Genomic DNA, 17098 nt, shown 5'->3' with positions numbered 1-17098 from the left:
ATTTATGCTGCTAAACACCCCTTCTTCCGTCACACTTGAGGTTTCCAAAGCATTCCTCTATCAAGGAAGTCGCCTGTTACTGCAACTGCGAGACAATATACCTGAGATCATCTATCCCGATCGCTGGGGACTGTTCGGCGGTACTGTGGACGAAGGGGAAACTCCAGCCGCAGCCATGAAGCGAGAAATCGAAGAAGAACTCTGCTGGACACCACCCGAACCCAAATACCTGCTGACTTGGGAAGCACCCGAACGAGCTTGCACAACCTATATTTTTGGCATTCCCTTGACAGTACAGACTGGCGAATTAACCTTAACCGAAGGGCAAGCCTTGCAGCTATTTACATTTGAGGAATTGACTCAACTTCTTTTAGTGCCTAAAATTCCTCGGATGCTGCCACAAGTTGTGGAAGCCATTGCTTCTCCCGAACTAACTGTAGCTTGGCAGGAATTCACAGCAAAAAAAATAAATTGGTCTGTTTCTGATTAATTAAAACTTCAAGCATCGAACATAAACTATGCAAACTTTTGCCTCAAAACTACCCTTTGGTACCGATTACTTCCGCCAACTTGCAACTTTAAGCGAAAGCTTTGAAGCGACTGACAAATCATCTGGGCCCCTCACCTTTCCCGAAGCAATTAGTCGGGCTGCCGCTTTAGTTTCTCAACAAAGCAAACAGCAAAAAAAAGTAATTTTCATTGGCAACGGTGGCAGTGCGGCGGTAGCAAGTCACCAAGCAATAGATTACTGGCGAAATGGAGGCTTTCCGGCAATGGCTTTCAACGACGGAGCTCTCCTCACCTGCATCAGCAACGATTTCGGCTACGAACAAGTTTTCAGCAAACCGATTGCCACATTTGCCCAAGCGGGGGATATTGTATTTGCCATCAGCAGTTCTGGAAAGTCGGCTAATATTATAGCTGGGGCTAGTCAAGCGACTAAAATGGGCTGCCACGTCATCACCCTTTCAGCCTTTAAGCCAGATAATCCCCTCCGTCAATTAGGAAATATCAACTTTTACGTCCCGACAATGGCCTATGGATTTGCAGAAATTACCCATTTGTGCATCTGTCATTGTATTCTAGATGGGTTGATGAAAGGTTCGCTACCAGAAACAGAAGTTGATAGTTCGGTAATTAATGACAGCAAGTTATTTTCAGACAGCAAACAAACTTAAACAGGAAGGCTTCTTAGAAGAAGCGATCGCCTCCTACCGCCAAGCAATTGAGCTAAACCCCAATTTTTATTTGTCTCACCACAACTTGGGGGAAACCTTAGCTAAGCTTGGCCGGTGGGAGGAAGCGGTCACTTCCTACGATCGCGCTATTCAACTAAACCCTAACTCGGTTTGGTCTTATTACAATTTAGGGGAATCCTTGGCAAAACTGTGCCGGTGGGAAGATGCGATAGCCTCCTACCGTGGCGCCATTGAGCTTTCCCCAGATTTTTATAAATTTTACAGCAGCTTAGGGGCAGCCCTCTGCAAGCAGGGCCGTAGCGAAGAAGCAGCAGCCTTCTACTGTCAAGCTGCGGAATCCTTGGCAAAACAGCAGCGGTGGGATGAAGCAGACAGTTGTTACCTTCAGGCGATTAAGCTCAACCCATCAGTCAAGGATTCCTACCGCTATTTAGCAGAAAGCCTGACCAAACAAGAGCAGATAGAAGAAGCGATCGCCACAACCCGCAAAGCCATTAACCTAGCCCCAGAAAATGCTGAACTTTACAGCCAATTAGGGAAAATATTAACACAGCAAAACAGACGGATAGAGGCAATTGAGACTTATCAAAAAGCGCTCGCCCTCAACTTTGACCGAGAAGAATCACATATCAACCTAGTCAACTTACTCATAGAGCAAGCCGAACTAGATGAGGCGCTTCAAAAGCAAAACAAACCCTCTCTTGAGCTAGAGGCGCTTGTCAACCTCGGAAACTTACTGATACAGCAAGGTAAATTAGAAGAAGCAATTGAGATTTACCAAAGAGCGATCGCCCTCAAACCAGATTGGACAGAAGTTTATCTCAAGCTAGTAGAAGCTCACATGAAAATGAGCTGGAATTTTTACGATGTGGGTAAATTACACGAATCCATCAGCTCGACTGAACGCGCGATCGACATATATAACTCTCAGCTTGAAAAGCATCCCCTCGGAAAATTGGGTATCCGCTTCATCACGCCCGAATATTTTACAAGCTGGCCTTGGTTAGGAGCGATCGGCCACCTAGCTCTCAATATAGACATTTATATAAAAATGGGCATTCTAGGCTGGCGACCTCAATACCATACAATTCTTTTAGCGCCTCCCGAACAAGTCATCAATCCCTGTTTGCTCAACTACTGGCGGCGCTATCTCCACATTATCACCGATCCCTCCCTGATCGATCGCCTGCTGCCATTAGCGAAGACGATGCGCTGTTTGGAATATACGCTTTACCACATCAAACTTGCCAGCGGAGAGATGGTAGATCTAGGTTATGCTTTCTCAGCAGTGCAAAAACAGTGGCAAACAGAAGCAAAACCGCCCCTGCTGAGCCTATCGCCCTCTGATTGTGAGCGAGGATGGAACTGTTTGCAAGACCTCGGTGTGCCTAAAAATGCCTGGTTTGTGTGTCTCCACGTTCGAGAAGATGGCTTCCGCGCAGAAGGAATGATTACTCATCGCAGTGCTGATGTTGATACTTACTCATTAGCGATCGAGTCGATCGTAGCGCGCGGCGGCTGGGTCATCCGCATGGGCGACCGTACCATGAAACCGCTGCAACCGATGAAACACGTAATTGACTACGCTCACAATGCTGTAAAAAGCGATTGGATGGATGTTTTTCTGTGCACTTCCTGTCGCTTCTTTCTGGGTAGTTCTTCAGGTCTCGCCTGTGTTCCCTTGGTCTTTGGCGTTCCCAGCGCCATTACCAACACTTGGCCTATCTCCGGGCGTCCCCAGTCGAATCAGGATCTCTTTATTCCGAAGCTCGCCTGGTCGGAAGTTGAAAACCGCTATCTCACCTTTGCAGAAGCACTAGCTCCTCGATTCTTTTTCAACCTCAACAGCAAACTTCTTTACTCCTGGGGCATTCAAGTAGTAGATAACACCCCAGAAGAAATCAATGAGTTGGTGTGGGAAATGCTGGAGCGGCTAGAAGGTAGAGTGCAATATACAGAAAAGGAGGAAGCTCTACAGCAGCAGTTTAACTCTCTGCCAACGCCCTACGGGTCTTATCCAGCCAACAGCAGGATCGGACGCTCTTTTTTGCAAAAGTATTGTAATGTGGTACTGACGCAAACAGGCTGTTAATGCTGGAGCGATCGGGCGGGCGATCGATCGAGGTAGGTGAGATATAGTGCGATCGACGAGCAAGCAGCCCCTTTCGACCCCGCCGTTCCTACACCGTATTGATTATTTGGAGGCAAATGATTGTATAGTAGAGTGAGAGCCTCTAGGGCGGTGAGCTGCCCCGGGGCAATTGATGGCTTACCAGCACGAAGGTTTCTTTTTTTTTGCGATGATACCTACGGCGAGTATAAATATTGGAACGAACTTAGGGATAATGGTGATGCTCCTTGGAGGCTGTGGGAATGAGTGAATTTTGGCGCGATCGATATTAAAACAAAGTAAAATACATTGATGCCTACAATTTGTTTGCGCGTTCTGGTGTTCTGTTTAATGGAAAACTTTCTGCACACAGCTTTTGTTTGTGCGGGTTTGGATTGGCGGGAACATTGGATAACAGATACCAGTCTACAGACCGATGGAGATTGCTGTTAGGAATGGCAATCCGCGTAAGTCAAAGGAAAAGTTAGCCTGGGAGGCGAAGTATAAAATGCAAGATGGATGTGGTGCGGATCAGGGTGGAGGCGAAGTGGAAAAATTATAAGTAGTTTGCAGCTCAAACAATTGAGTATTACAATGAATTTGAAACAAAGAGACCGAAAATTTCAATACTCGATCTAACCCAAATACAATGGAGTTCAAATACAGATGGAACTAGAACAAATTCAGTCGCCAGAACAACTACATCAAGACGAACTTGAACAAGTCAAGTATAAGTTAAGGCAAACCGAAGCCTTGTTGGAGCAAACACAAGTTCAACTTAGAGAAATGCAGAACCCCACAGAAAAAAACCTCGCTTACTACAGCGCTCATGTCAAGAACTTGATCGGTATACTTTGGGAAACAATACATCAAGAACGCATGGATGTGATTTTGGCTCTACAAGGTTCAATCCATCAAAGTGCAAGGATAGCTAGCGTGGCTGAATATTGTGCTAAAGGGTGGCCTGGTGACTTTATTGAAATTGGCTGTTTTCTGGGTGGAACAACGGTTAAGCTAGCTGAAGTAGCTAAGAAATATAACCGAAGAATGATAGCTCTAGATCCGTGGCAACTGGGAACTCAAAATTGTCATGGTGGGGAGTACGAAACTTTCTTGAAAACGACCGAACAATATAGAGATGTCATAGATATTGTGCGCTCAGATTCTTTGCTGCCTGAAACTATTGCTAAAATCAAAAATAAGCAGTTATGTTTTGCGTTTGTAGATGGTTTACATACCTATGAAGCCTGCCTGCAAGACATACAAACTGTTGCTCATTGCTCTGGGGTTATAGCTGTAGACGACACAACTTGGAGTCCTGATGTAGTTCGGGCTTTTAGAGAAGGAGCTGCACTGACAAACCGCAATTATCTTTGTATTCCCGTTTTGAGAGAAAGTTATCTTTTATGGGCTTAATCTGAAGTTCCGCCAACGGCGGAACTCAGAAAAGTCTCAACTCTGTATCTGGCAAGAAACAGAGTTTTTTCACCTTTTTAGCGGAATGTGCGATACTTCTAAGTCACTCCAGCCATCTTGAGCAAAGCTTTTAGTGAGTCAATATTGACAAATGTATCTTCAAAACCATCTATCTGGTAAATAAGTTGACGCAAGTAAGAGCATTCAATACTATCTCCAATCAAGTAGTAGTAATCTAATTCTAATTGGTGGCTGAGAATGTAGTAACATATGGCCATGTGGTGAGGTGTAAAAATTTCTATCACCTTGGTTCCCGGACTGCAAAATATCAGGTTGGTCTCTCCACCGCCGTGCATACTGACTACAACCTTAGCACCCCTCAACAATGAACCAGTTTCAGCTAGCGAAATAGATTCGGCATTGATAGTTACAAACCCTAATTTATTCAAAACTTCTAAAACTTCATCTTCATTAATGATTCTTCGAGTAGGCGCAAGGTTTCGACTAATATATATACGCTCTGGCTGTTCTGATTTTGATATGGCTGTGGCAGGCAAAAATTTCCTCCTGAGAAAATCTACAGCCCATTTAGTTGGACAGCAAACTATGCCTGGGTAAGACGAAACAATTAACCTATCTGCTTTTACATGAGGGTACTTGCGGCTCTCTATGATTTTATGTTCGGGAATTCCTAACATACTCAGTGTTTCTTTGTGAAAGGGCGCCTCATAACTTCTAACGACAAATTTATCTATACTCTCCAGTTCGATGCCGCTTAATTCTATCAGCCCCAATCTGGGCAGCGTATCAAGTATCCAGTGATAGTAGATAGCACTTGTATTGCCTGCCAAAACTGCTACTGTACCGTCTATTTCATGAATAGGAAAAAGGTTTATTTCTGACATTGTTTCTGGGCAAATAAAACTAGAAACATCCAGCAATACCTGATTGTCGGGTGCAATGTAAGCTGTCTTCCTTTCATCAAGTTGACAATATCTTCCTTCTGGTACTGTGGCAACGAATGTAGCTGGCGAATCAAATTTAGTCCAGTTTTTTAAGACAGGATGGACATCTGTATCTATTGTTTTAGGTGCATTTATTTTGACTTGATGGCTGGGATGTATATCAATATACTTAGTTGCATTCCATTTAGATTCAGTTACCCACTCTTGGGTTGAAACACAATATCCTTGCGGAGTAGTTATTGGCTGTATCTTGTGGAAACAGGCATTTGCCTCTTCTACTTTACCTTGTTGAATTCTAATATTTGCTAAAGTTTTTATGGTGTCTACATAAGTTCCGGGCCGTTCTATATCCAGCAACTGTTCTAAATAGAAGACCGCTTCATCAAATCGCTTTTGTTCGGCAAGGCAATTCGCTAATGCTATGTAGGCGTGATGATGAATATTGGGTTGGGCAATAGCTTTGAGATAATATTTTATTGCTTCATCTTTTTGATTCAAAATTGAAAAACAATGTCCTATATAAATATAAACTTCTCCCTGTTCAGGTTGACATTCTAGGGACTTATTATAGAATTTTAGAGCTGCATAAAATTGTTTTTGCTCCGACAAAAAATGTCCTATATAAATATATATTTGCGCTTGTTGAGGGTCTATATTTATGGCGCGTTGGTAGCATTGAAGCGCTTCTTCTATTTTATTCTGTTGTTGTTGTAGCTTTCCTAAAGCGACATAAATTTCGCCGGAATCTGGAGAATCTGGTTGAATCAAAAGTGACTTTTGATAAGCCTGGACAGCATCCCCCGTCTGACTTGTGAGTGCTAATAGTTGACCTAAACAATCGTAAAACTCCGCTGAATAAGACTTATTGAGCAAGGCGTTCAAAAATGTTGCTCTTAAAGTTACCTGTGCGTCATGTTTGTTTTTTAGTGCTAAATTTTTAGCCCAATGGCTGTATGCTAAGGCTATATCTGGTTTTAGAACCAGTGCTTTGTGAAAGGCACTCAGCGCTTCATCCCATTTGCCCTTTTGTGCAAAGAAGGTTCCTAAATGCCAGTGGACTTCCTCAATTGAAGCTGTGAAAAACTTTTCGTATTGAGATTGAAATTCTATTGACGGTCGGACGATTTCGGCGATCGCCTGCTCGCGCGATCGACCGCTCGATCGAATCATATCGAGAAAACCTGCAATGCCTTCATCATTGAGATAGCGTTTAAGATAGATTCGGAAAAGCTCTCCGACAAAATCTGCATCGTTGAGTTGACAGGTTTGTTGCAAAAATGCTGTGTCATCAGGGGGAAATTGCTCCAGATAACTGAGTTTAGCCAAAGCTTTTCCTAACTGTTCGTCCGATACAAAATATGGGTGCAGCTCTATCCCCCGCCGGTATGAGGCGACTGCTTGTTCTAGATGACCTAGTTGTTCTAAAGCTTCTCCTAACACGTGGTGAATTAGAGCCTCTTGGGGTTTAAGTTCGATCGCTTTGTGATACAGTGCGATCGCCTCCTCTAAATTCCCCTGTTTGACCAAGGCATTCCCTAACTCTAAATATACTTCCAAGTTATCTGGCTCAATCTCTAAGAGCTTGCGGTACACTTGAACGTCATCGGGATTGAGTTCAACAGCAGGATGGTACGAGGCAATCTCCCCCTCCAAATCCACTTCAGTCCGCTGTTGTAACACTTCCCCTAGTCTATGCTGAATCCAATCGGTCACTGGCTCAAGCTCACTGGCACGACGGTAAGCCACGATCGCTTCATCCAACTGACCCAAATTAACCAAACTCTGCCCTAACCCGCAGTAAGACCCGAAATGTTCAGGATTGAGTTCAATCGCCCTGCTGAAAGCAACCACCGCTTCCTCCCACTGTTGTTGTCGATCGAGGATATCTCCCAAGTGGTGATAAGACCAAGAGAAATCCGGGTTGAGTTCGATCGCGCGACGGTATGCTGCGATCGCTTCCTGGAATTGACCGAGTTTTGCTAGAGCTTCCCCTAAATTGTGATGAGACCAAGAGATGTCAGGATTGAGTTCTATAGCACGGCGGTAAGCTGCGATCGCTTCCTCTAGTTTCCCTTCCTCTAGAAGTTGATTACCTTTCTCCAACTCCGTCACAGCAGTCTCAGTGTTCATCTAGCCTCTTTTTTTCGCTACCTAAAATTTTGATTGTCGAAGCTCTCGGGCACGATCGCAGCAGTCGCTTCGTCAGACTATACCTAGTTTTGCCAGATTATCACAATCTGGATCGATGTCAATCCCCTCGATCGAGACTGCAATCGTCTTCTATGACTTTTCTTGGTTAGTCAAAAGTTCCACCAATCTACTAAATTGGTACGACTCACGTAACACCTTGCCTCCCGGCGGTACTGGAACCGTCAAGATGACAGCGTTACAAAGAATTGTGCGTAAGTCTTAATTGTGATAAAGTACAGCCACTCGGCAGAATAATTTGCGATCGATCTTTTTTATGTGCGACTAGACTGACGGGAACACACAACCATAGATGCTAGTCTGTACAAACCGACGGAAATTGCCCTATGCAAAAGAAACCCCCCCAGGCCAAAAAAGTTAGCCCGGGAGTTGCAATATAAGGTATTGGATGTATGGTGGACGATCGCAGATGCAAAATCGAATAACTTTTGAGTGCCGATTTTCAACCAAACACTAAATTATGGTTTCGGTGTCAACCTTTTCGGTCATAATAACTGGTGATTTTGGGTTGGCAGAAGCCGCGAGAGGCACTCTTAGAGCAGCAGCTCTCAATAGTGAAGATGTAGAACTTTATCAAATGGCATTAAACTTAAGATAGCAGCGGAAAGGCATAACTAGAACAATCTTATAACTCAATTAAACTTAGGGATGTGCTGTATGATAAGTGAACAAAACGCTCCGATGACTAACGTTAAGCGACAGCTAGTTATTATCAATAACGAGCCAAGCCTCACCAATCCCGTTTCGCAAATGGCCACCGAGGCTCAGTGCCGATCGGATGCCTTCTACTATTGGTGTGAGGAAACTCGTCTGCCGCACGAGCCGATATTCCACCGCAAACTCTGGGAATACGCCTATATCCTTCAGTGTCTGTCCGAGACGGGCATGATGTCACCCAGCAGGCGCGGACTGGGTTTCGGCGTTGGCAAGGAACCGTTAGTAGCAGTAATGGCCGCTCGTGGCTGCGATATCGTCGCCACAGATCTAGATATAGACGAAGCGACAAAGCAAGGATGGGCCGGTAGCGGTGAATATGCAGCAACGCTGGAGGCGCTTAACGATCGCGGCATCTGCCCCGCCGCACGCTTCGCCTCCCATGTTATTTACCGCGTGGCAGACATGAACAAGATAGATGCGGATTTGGTCGGCTTCGATTTTGTCTATTCCTCTTGCGCTCTCGAACACGTCGGCTCGATCGAGCTGGGGCTGGAATTCGTCAAAAACAGCCTTAAGTGCCTGCGTCCGGGCGGAATAGCAGTACACACAACTGAATTCAACGTTTTGTCTAATGATGCGACGATCGACAACCAACAGACTGTACTGTTTCGACGGCAGGACATCGATCGGCTGGGGGCAGAGTTGCTAAATCAGGGTCACGAAATTGTCCTCAACTACAACCCTGGAAGCGGGCCATTTGACCGTCACATAGACGTACCGCCCTGGTCGGGGATACACTTAAAGCTTCAGTTAGAGCAATATGTCACAACATCCTTGGGGCTGCTCATCAAGAAGGCTTCATAGACTAAATGATTGTTAAATCCTATTCAGAGATTTCCACTCAGCAAACAGCAAGGCAAATGTTAAATAATACATTAAAAAATTCTTTGGGTGTAAATCTTGCCGGTCACATAACCGGTGACTTTGGGCTAGCAGAAGCCGCCAGAGGAACTCTCAGAGCAATGGAAGCAGCTAAAATTCCCTTTGCTCTGACCGATTTAAAGGTAGGCGGGCAACCTAACTCAGATTCCACATACAAAAAATTTGCCAACGACAATCCCTATCCCATTAACATTATCCAGACCAACCCCAATTGGGTCGAGCAGATGTTAGCAGGATACTTTCCGGGCATTGGTTCTGAATATTTCAAAGGCAAATACAATATAGGTGTCTGGTTGTGGGAACTGCCCGTATTTCCGAAGGAGTGGCAGTGGGCCTTTGATTTATTTGATGAAATTTGGACGCCAAGCAATTTTTGTGCGGAAGCATTTTCGGCTGTTTCCCGGGTGCCCGTGCTAAAAATTCCTGTGAGCCTCGCTTTTCCTAAGCCTTCCCTGACAAGAGAAAACCTAAACTTACCCAAAGATAAGTTTATTTTTCTGTTCATGTTTGACTTTGCGAGTTCCTTTGAAAGAAAAAATCCTTTTGCCACCGTTGAGGCGTTTAAACAAGCTTTTGGAAAATCCAATCAAGATGTTTTACTCGTGCTCAAGTTTGCCAATACCCATTATTTCCCGCACCTCCGAGAGCAGCTCGCCCAATTGACAGAAGGCTGGTCATCGATTCAATTTATAGACGGGCATTTGCCAAAAGCAGAAATTCACGCTCTGGTTAATAGTTGTGACTGTTATGTATCTCTACATCGGGCTGAGGGCTTTGGTTTAACAATGTCTGAAGCTATGTACTATGGGAAACCCGTAATAGCGACAGCCTATTCATCTAATATGGAATTTATGAATGTTGGCAATAGTTTTCCGGTTAAATACGATCTCGTGACAACTACTGAAGATTATGGAGCTTACCCCAAAGGCAGTGTCTGGGCCCAGGCAGATATTGACCATGCTGCCTCTGCGATGAAGTACACTTTTGAAAACCCTCGGGAAGCACGGCAAGTAGGAGCTAAAGCTGCTCTGGAAATTAGAGCTTTGCTGGGTCCTCAAACAGTGGGTATAAAAATAAAAAATCGCCTTGAATTTATCATGGGGAATATCAATCAGTCCCACTTGTCAAGTCGTTTCCACGAGCTTCAGATAGAAAGAGATTTATTGGCTCGTCAAGCTCAAGCTTGGAGGCAGACAGCATTGCAGGTACAGCAAGATTTAGCAAAACACTCGCATTTTCCACTGCAACAGCGCTGAATTGTCAAGCCTTAATTCTCAATGTTTATTAAGTAGAAGACTTACTATGTTAAATCAAACGCCTGATTCTAATTTCGGTATCAACTTTATCGGACACCTCAGCGGTGAATACGGCCTGGGAGAAGGATCGAGAGCCACTCTCAGAGCGATTGAAGCTGCTGGCATTCCCTTTGCACTGAAAGATATTAAGGTAGATTGGCATCGAAACTTAGACAACAGCTACACAAGTTTTTCCGAGCAAAATCCCTATGCCATTAACCTGATCCACACTCTGCCGGAACCGATTGTTTTCAACATGATCGATCGCGAATGCTTTAAAGGTCGATACAATATTGGCTTCTGGGCTTGGGAACTGCCGATATTTCCTCCAGGGTGGCTGTACGCTTTTTCTTTATTTGACGAGATATGGACTTATAGCAATTACTGCGCCGAGGCGATCGCGCCCGTATCGCCCGTACCCGTGATTAAGATGATGTCCAGCCTCGACCTTCCCACACCATCGTTCGATCGAGAAGCATTGGGATTACCCGAAAACAAATGTATTTTTCTGTTCATGTTTGACTTTCACAGTACCGTAGGGCGCAAAAATCCCTTTGCGACCCTGGAGGCATTTAAGCGAGCTTTTGCTCAATCAAACCAGGATGTTTTACTGGTGCTAAAGTTTTCTAACGGCAGCTTTTTTCCCGAAGAACGCGATCGACTCAAAGCGCAAGCAGCAGGCTGGCCAGTTCACTTTATTGACGGGCATTTAAAGAGAGATGAACTTCATGCTTTAGTTGCCAATTGCGACTGCTATGTTTCCCTGCATCGGGCAGAAGGATTTGGTCTGACAATGGCGGAAGCGATGTACTACGGCAAACCCGTAATCGCGACTGCCTACTCATCTAATATGGAATTTATGAATGTCGGCAATAGTTTTCCAGTAAAATATGACATCGTGACGCTGACCGAAGATTATGGCCCTTACTTTAAAGGAAATTACTGGGCCGATCCCGATATCGATCATGCAGCATCGTTAATGCGGTACGTTTTTGAGAATCCGCAGGAAGCACAACAAGTAGGATCTAGAGCCGCTGAGGAAATAAAGTCTTTACTGAGCCCTCAACTTCAAGGCATCAAAATCAAAAATAGATTGCAAATCATTAGAAACAGAATTAGCCAATCTACAAATTGGTCAACCCGCATCCATCAGCTTCAGCAAGAGACGGCTGGGGTGCAGTCAGAAATCCAAGTTTGGAGGCAGACAGCACAGCAAGTTCAATCTGAGCTAGCACAACATCAAAGGCTCGTTAATACTTGAAAAGTTGAATTTACCGAAAATACTTATTATCAGGAAAATAACTCAGCTATGTTGAATAATCCCAAGTCTAACTTTGGAGTTAATATTATCGGTCATGTAAGTGGAGAGTTTGGTCTTGGCGGAGGGGTGCGAGGCACTATCAGAGCCCTAGAAGCTGCTAACATTCCTTTCACAATCAAGGATTTGAAAGAAGATTCGCAACGAAACTTAGATGATACATATACAAGTTTTTCCAGCGCTCACTCTTATCCCGTTAATATCGTCCATACCAACCCTCATGAGTCACTCTTGAATTGTATCGATCCTGATTTTTTTCATAACCGCTATAATATTGGTTTTTGGATTTGGGAACTCCCCGTATTTCCAGATTTTTTCATGGGGGCGTTTAAGCGATTTGATGAGGTTTGGACTTACAGCAATTACACTGCTGAAACTATTTCTGATGTCTCGCCTCTTCCTGTTGTTAAGTTACCCCCTAGCATTTATTTACCGCCCAACACATTGGGCAGAGAAGCTTTAGGATTGCCCAAAGATAAATTTATTTTTCTGTTCATGTTCGACATGGGTAGCGGCTTTGAGCGCAAAAATCCTTTTGCCACAATTGAGGCGTTTAAAAAAGCTTTTGGAAAGTCTAATGAAGATGTTTTGTTGATTATTAAGTTTAGACCTCATCCAGCTTATCAAAATCAGTATGAGCAACTAAAAGCACTGGCAGAAGACTGGCCGTCTATTCAATTTATCGAAGGGCATTTGAGCAAGGAAGAGGTTCATGCCTTAGTAGATAATTGTAACTGCTACGTATCGCTGCATCGGGCTGAGGGTTTTGGTTTGACTATGGCGGAGGCGATGTATTACGGCAAGCCCGTCATTGCTACCGCCTATTCATCGAATACGGATTTTATGAATGTCGGCAATAGTTTTTTGGTGAAATACGATTTAGTGGCCACTACTGAAGCTTACGGACTTTACCCAAAAGGTAGTATCTGGGCTGAGCCGGATATCGATCGGGCTGGTTCCTTAATGCAGTATGTTTTTCAGAACTATCCGCAAGCACAGCAAGTAGGAGCCAGAGCTGCTAAGGAGATTAGGTCTTTATTCAGTCCAGAGGTTATCGGTCAAAAAATTAGACATCGCCTGGAATATATTACCAGGACAATAGAAGAGAAAAGCTGGTATGAATCCCAAGCTCAAGCTTGGAAACAAGCGGCTCTCCAAGCTCAAAGGGAATTAGAGCGATCGAAATTTTAAAGACCAAACCTTCAGGCAAAACAAAAACAGGGCTGCACTTATCAACAGCCCTAACAATCCTCTGCTCGCATACAGCAAATGTAGAAACAATAGGATTTATCGGGATTATCATTTATGAGTTGACTGTTCATAAATTCATGGTAAAAATGTTCCATGCTAGATTTTTCAATTGATGTCGATAAATCGATAATTCCCTTGCTGTCAATGATTTTGAAATTATGCTTCTCTAAGAGCTTGCACAAATCATCATAATAGTATTCGAGCTTGTGTTCGGGATGGATATACGTATCAGGACATTGTAGCTTTGTGGCTCGCCTATTTGGGGTATCTAGTGCTAGTTTCCCACCTGGTTTTAATAATTTGTATGCTTTAGAAAATACTACTTCAGCCTCTTCAGGGGTGATGTGTTCTATTGATTCTCCAGACCAAATCAAGTCAAAAAACTTTTCATCAAATGAATCTAAATCATTCATACTGCCATAGACATATTCAATTTCACAACCTTGGTGGCTAACGTGTTTTGGCCACTCCGGCCCGGGAAACATCATTTGGTCAGGATGAAAGTCTAATATATAGAGCTTTTCGGGTAGATGAGAATAGCCTAGTTGCAATAAAGCACCTTTTTTATCGGAGGCAGAATAACCTCCCAAATCCAAAACAGTTTTAGCCGATGGAAGTAGTGTTTTCACCATTGTCATTCTGGCACTGTGAAGTCTGTGAAGGCTTTGATTTCCGTTGCCTCCACCTGGAAGGCGTCTTTGAAATTCCTCAGACTCAACCATTTTTTTGATGACATCAGCTCTATTCAAACCACCCTTGATATCGTTTAACCAACATTCTAGTCCATCCGGGTCTGCTTCACGATCGAAGATGACCCAATACGCCATCCACAGAAAACTTTTGTCGGTTTTAGCGTGAGTGGATAAAGTCTTTTGGATACTTGATTCTAAACGTTGGGCTGCTTCAGGGGTCATGAATGCTCCTTCAATAGTGATCGGCTTTTATTCATGGAAATAGTATTTCTGATCTTAGGTTGACCAGCGAAATACATAGAAAATTAGAGGGTCAATTAGAAAATCTTGGGTTCTAATTCTAGGGCGCGACGGTAACAAGCACTTGCTTCATCTATTTGCCCTTTTTTAGTCAAGACTTCCCCTAAATTATAGTGGAACCAAGAGAAATCAGGCTTTAATTCAATGGCACGGCGGTAAGCTGCGATCGCCTCTTCCCACTTTCCTTGATGTCGCAGCATATCACCTAAATTGTTGTATGTATACGGGTAATCTGGATTTAGTTCAGTGGCGCGGCGGTAACAGGCGATCGCCTCTTCCCGCTGACCCTGTGTGGCCAAAGCATCTCCTAACATTTGATAAGACTTGTAATCTTGCGGTTGAACGTCAATAGCGCGCCGGTAACAAGCGATCGCCCCATTCAAATCATTCTTTTGTGCTAACATCAGCCCCAACTGCAAGTGCGCCTCACCGCATTCGGGATTTACCTGCAACGCCATCTGATAAAAGACGATCGCCCCATCAGGCCAATTGTGGCGTACCAAAGCATCAGCCAACCCCACATAAAGGTCAGCATCATTCGGTGCAATCTCCAGCGCCTTGTGATACAACTGCACATCATCAGGCTTCTCATGAATCGCCCGCCGGTACAAACGCATCGCCTCCTGCAAATCCCACTGCGATCGCATCCTCAAAGCATCAGCCAACTTTTGCGAAATCCACGGCAAATCCGGCTGAATTTCGACAGCACAGCGGTAAGCGGCGATCGACTCATCCCACCGTTCCAGCTTCTCAAAAGCCGTCCCCATGTTGTAATAAGTCCACGCAAAATCGCGATTCAACTCGGCCGCGCGCCGGTAAACCTCGATCGCCTCGTCCCACCTTTCCAGTTCTAGCAGCACGTCGCCCAACTTGCTGTGCGACCAGAAGAAATTCGGATTCAGTTCGTTAGCGCGGCGATACGCAATCACCGCCTCATCCCAGCGTTCCAAATTCACCAGCGCTTCTGCTAAATTGTTGTGCGCCCAGAAATGATCGGCATTAAGTTCGATCGACCTTTGGTAAGCCGAAATCGCCTCATCCCAGCGTTCCAGCTTAATCAGCGCGTCGGCTAAATAGTTGTGAGACCAACTAAAATCAGGATTTAATTCAGTTGCTTTGCTGTAAGCCACAACCGCTTCATCCCAGCGTTCCAACTTCAGCAACACATCTGCTAAATTGTTGTGAGACCAGCTAAAATCAGGATTTAATTCGATCGCCTTCCGGTAGGCATTTACAGCTTCCTCCCAGCGTTCCAACTTCACCAGCGACTCAGCTAAATTGTTGTGCGACCAAGAAAGTTCGGGATTAGTTCTAATCGCATTGGTGTAAGCATCTACCGCCGCTTCCCACTGTTCTTGACCCTTCAGAAGTTCGCCCAATTCGTGATAAGCTGCGCCAGCATTTGGATTCAACTCGATCGCGCGCCGATAACAATCAATTCCTTGCTCAACCTTACCTTGCTCGATCAAAGTTTTGGCTAAATTCTCGTGTTCCTCAGCGGTACCAGACTTCGGATCGATCGCAAATGCTCGATACCAAGCCTGAGATGCCTCCTCATGCTTCCCTAGCTGCGTCAACAATTTCGCAAAATTGCGGAAAGCACCGGCAAAATCCGGTTTCAGGGCGATCGCCTTTTCGTAAGCAGAAACCGCTTGCTGCCACTGTTCCTGCTGCGCGCAAATGCTGCCATAATTAGCGTAAGCTTCAGCAAAATTCGGGTTAATTTCTATTGCTCTAACATAGCAAGTTTTAGCTTCATCAATTTTGCCGCCAGCTTGCAGGGCGTTGCCCAGCATTTTGTAAAGTGGCGCTTCCGGCTTAATTTGTAGAGCTTTTTTGCAAGCAGAAATTGCCTGTTCCAATTTTCCCTGAGCAAAATAGCCTTCTGCGAGTATTTTGTAGGCTTCTGGATCTTCTATATTAATTGTCGAATTAACTGGCGGCTTGACTGGCTGCTGTACGGTTGGCTTAACTGCGGTGGCGGCTGGCTGTTGCTTAACTGCACCGTTTGTCCCGTTTGCACCCGCCAAAGTTTGCTGGCCCTCGCTGCCGTTTCTCGCATTAGCTGCGTTCAGTTCAATAGCTTTGCGATAATATGCTGTCGCTTCCTCTAACTTCCCTTGTTTTTTGAGCGCTTCGCCCAAATTTTGGTAAGCAGTCGCCAAATTAGGATCTAACTTAATTGTGCGCTGATAACAGGCGATCGCCTCCGGGAATTTTTCTTGTCGGAACAAAGCATCGCCCAGATTCAAGTGTTCCGCAGGCGATACTTTTTCCGGTTCCAAAGAGAATGCGCGATACCAGCATTCCTGAGCTTCTGCCGGTTTGCCAATTTGTCCGAATACTTTTGCCAAATTGCGGTATACTCCCGCGAAATTCGGTTTAATCGCGATCGCCTTTTGGTAAAACTCGATCGCCTCCGACCATTTTTCCTGTTGCGCGTAAATACTGCCCAAATTCGCGTATACTTCCGCAAAATTCGGTTCTATTTCAATAGCTTTAGCGTACCAGTGCCGCGCCTCTTCCATCCTGCCTTGAGCTTGTAGCGCGTTGCCCAAAGTCTTGTAAGCCGGGGCAAAATTGGGGTGAATCTTCAAAGCTTGCTCGCAGGAGGCGATCGCTTCTTCTAATTTCCCTTGGGATAAATACGTTTCTCCCTGTTGGTTAAATTGAACCGCTGTTGATTCTGTACTGACTGTTGATGGCATATATAGGCGGTGGCGACCGAGGCAGCAATTAAATAGG

Annotated in this window: 11 protein-coding genes; 8 read left to right on the top strand and 3 right to left on the bottom strand. The window is 44.8% G+C overall.

All coding sequences use genetic code 11. The features are described 5' to 3' along the window. The first annotated feature begins 4 nt into the window (after positions 1-4). The 4 genes from QUB68_RS10735 (at position 5) to QUB68_RS10720 (ending at position 4725) form a co-directional block, all read left to right on the top strand. The gene (locus QUB68_RS10735; RefSeq protein ID WP_332992060.1) at positions 5-490 is read left to right on the top strand and encodes an NUDIX hydrolase; all 486 of its coding nucleotides are present in this window, start codon (positions 5-7) and stop codon (positions 488-490) included. Positions 491-518: 28 nt separating this feature from the next. Continuing rightward, positions 519-1178: an SIS domain-containing protein gene (locus QUB68_RS10730; protein WP_332992058.1), complete on the top strand. Its 660-nt coding sequence runs from the start codon at positions 519-521 to the stop codon at positions 1176-1178. Further along, positions 1141-3291, top strand: coding sequence for a TIGR04372 family glycosyltransferase (locus QUB68_RS10725; RefSeq protein ID WP_332992055.1), 2151 nt, complete (start codon positions 1141-1143; stop codon positions 3289-3291). The genes QUB68_RS10730 and QUB68_RS10725 overlap by 38 nt, the downstream gene beginning before the upstream one ends. Positions 3292-3975: 684 nt before the next feature. Next, a complete protein-coding gene (locus QUB68_RS10720; RefSeq protein ID WP_332992054.1) occupies positions 3976-4725 on the top strand; it encodes a class I SAM-dependent methyltransferase in 750 nt (249 codons plus the stop codon). A 98-nt stretch (positions 4726-4823) separates the two neighbouring features. On the opposite strand, the gene QUB68_RS10715 is transcribed toward QUB68_RS10720, so the two are convergent. Continuing rightward, entirely contained in the window at positions 4824-7820 is a 2997-nt protein-coding gene (locus tag QUB68_RS10715; protein WP_332992052.1) for a tetratricopeptide repeat protein, read from the bottom strand. Between the two features lie 735 nt (positions 7821-8555). On the opposite strand from QUB68_RS10715, the gene QUB68_RS10710 reads away from it, so the two are divergent. Genes QUB68_RS10710 through QUB68_RS10695 form a run of 4 tightly spaced genes read left to right on the top strand, consistent with a single transcriptional unit; the run spans position 8556 to position 13301 of the window. Then, on the top strand, positions 8556-9419 hold the full coding sequence (locus QUB68_RS10710; protein ID WP_332992051.1) for a class I SAM-dependent methyltransferase: 864 nt from the start codon (positions 8556-8558) through the stop codon (positions 9417-9419). A 56-nt stretch (positions 9420-9475) separates the two neighbouring features. Then, complete coding sequence (locus QUB68_RS10705) at positions 9476-10753, top strand: glycosyltransferase family 4 protein (protein ID WP_332992050.1); 1278 nt, start codon at positions 9476-9478, stop codon at positions 10751-10753. 46 nt (positions 10754-10799) lie between these two features. Beyond that, positions 10800-12053 (top strand): glycosyltransferase, encoded by a 1254-nt coding sequence (locus QUB68_RS10700; RefSeq protein WP_332992049.1) that lies wholly within the window; start codon positions 10800-10802, stop codon positions 12051-12053. Between the two features lie 48 nt (positions 12054-12101). Then, positions 12102-13301 (top strand): glycosyltransferase family 4 protein, encoded by a 1200-nt coding sequence (locus QUB68_RS10695; RefSeq protein ID WP_332992048.1) that lies wholly within the window; start codon positions 12102-12104, stop codon positions 13299-13301. Between the two features lie 50 nt (positions 13302-13351). Here QUB68_RS10695 and QUB68_RS10690 read toward each other — a convergent pair whose 3' ends face one another. Then, positions 13352-14275 carry a DUF4214 domain-containing protein gene (locus QUB68_RS10690; RefSeq protein WP_332992046.1) on the bottom strand — a complete coding sequence of 308 codons (924 nt, stop codon included), beginning with the start codon at positions 14273-14275 and terminating at the stop codon, positions 13352-13354. Positions 14276-14370: 95 nt separating this feature from the next. Beyond that, positions 14371-17061 carry a tetratricopeptide repeat protein gene (locus QUB68_RS10685; RefSeq protein ID WP_332992044.1) on the bottom strand — a complete coding sequence of 897 codons (2691 nt, stop codon included), beginning with the start codon at positions 17059-17061 and terminating at the stop codon, positions 14371-14373. Positions 17062-17098 lie beyond the last annotated feature (37 nt).

It is taken from the genome of Microcoleus sp. A006_D1 (genome assembly GCF_036702805.1).
In the GTDB taxonomy this organism is placed as follows: domain Bacteria; phylum Cyanobacteriota; class Cyanobacteriia; order Cyanobacteriales; family Microcoleaceae; genus Microcoleus.
This window is presented reverse-complemented; position numbering and strand designations above follow the sequence as displayed.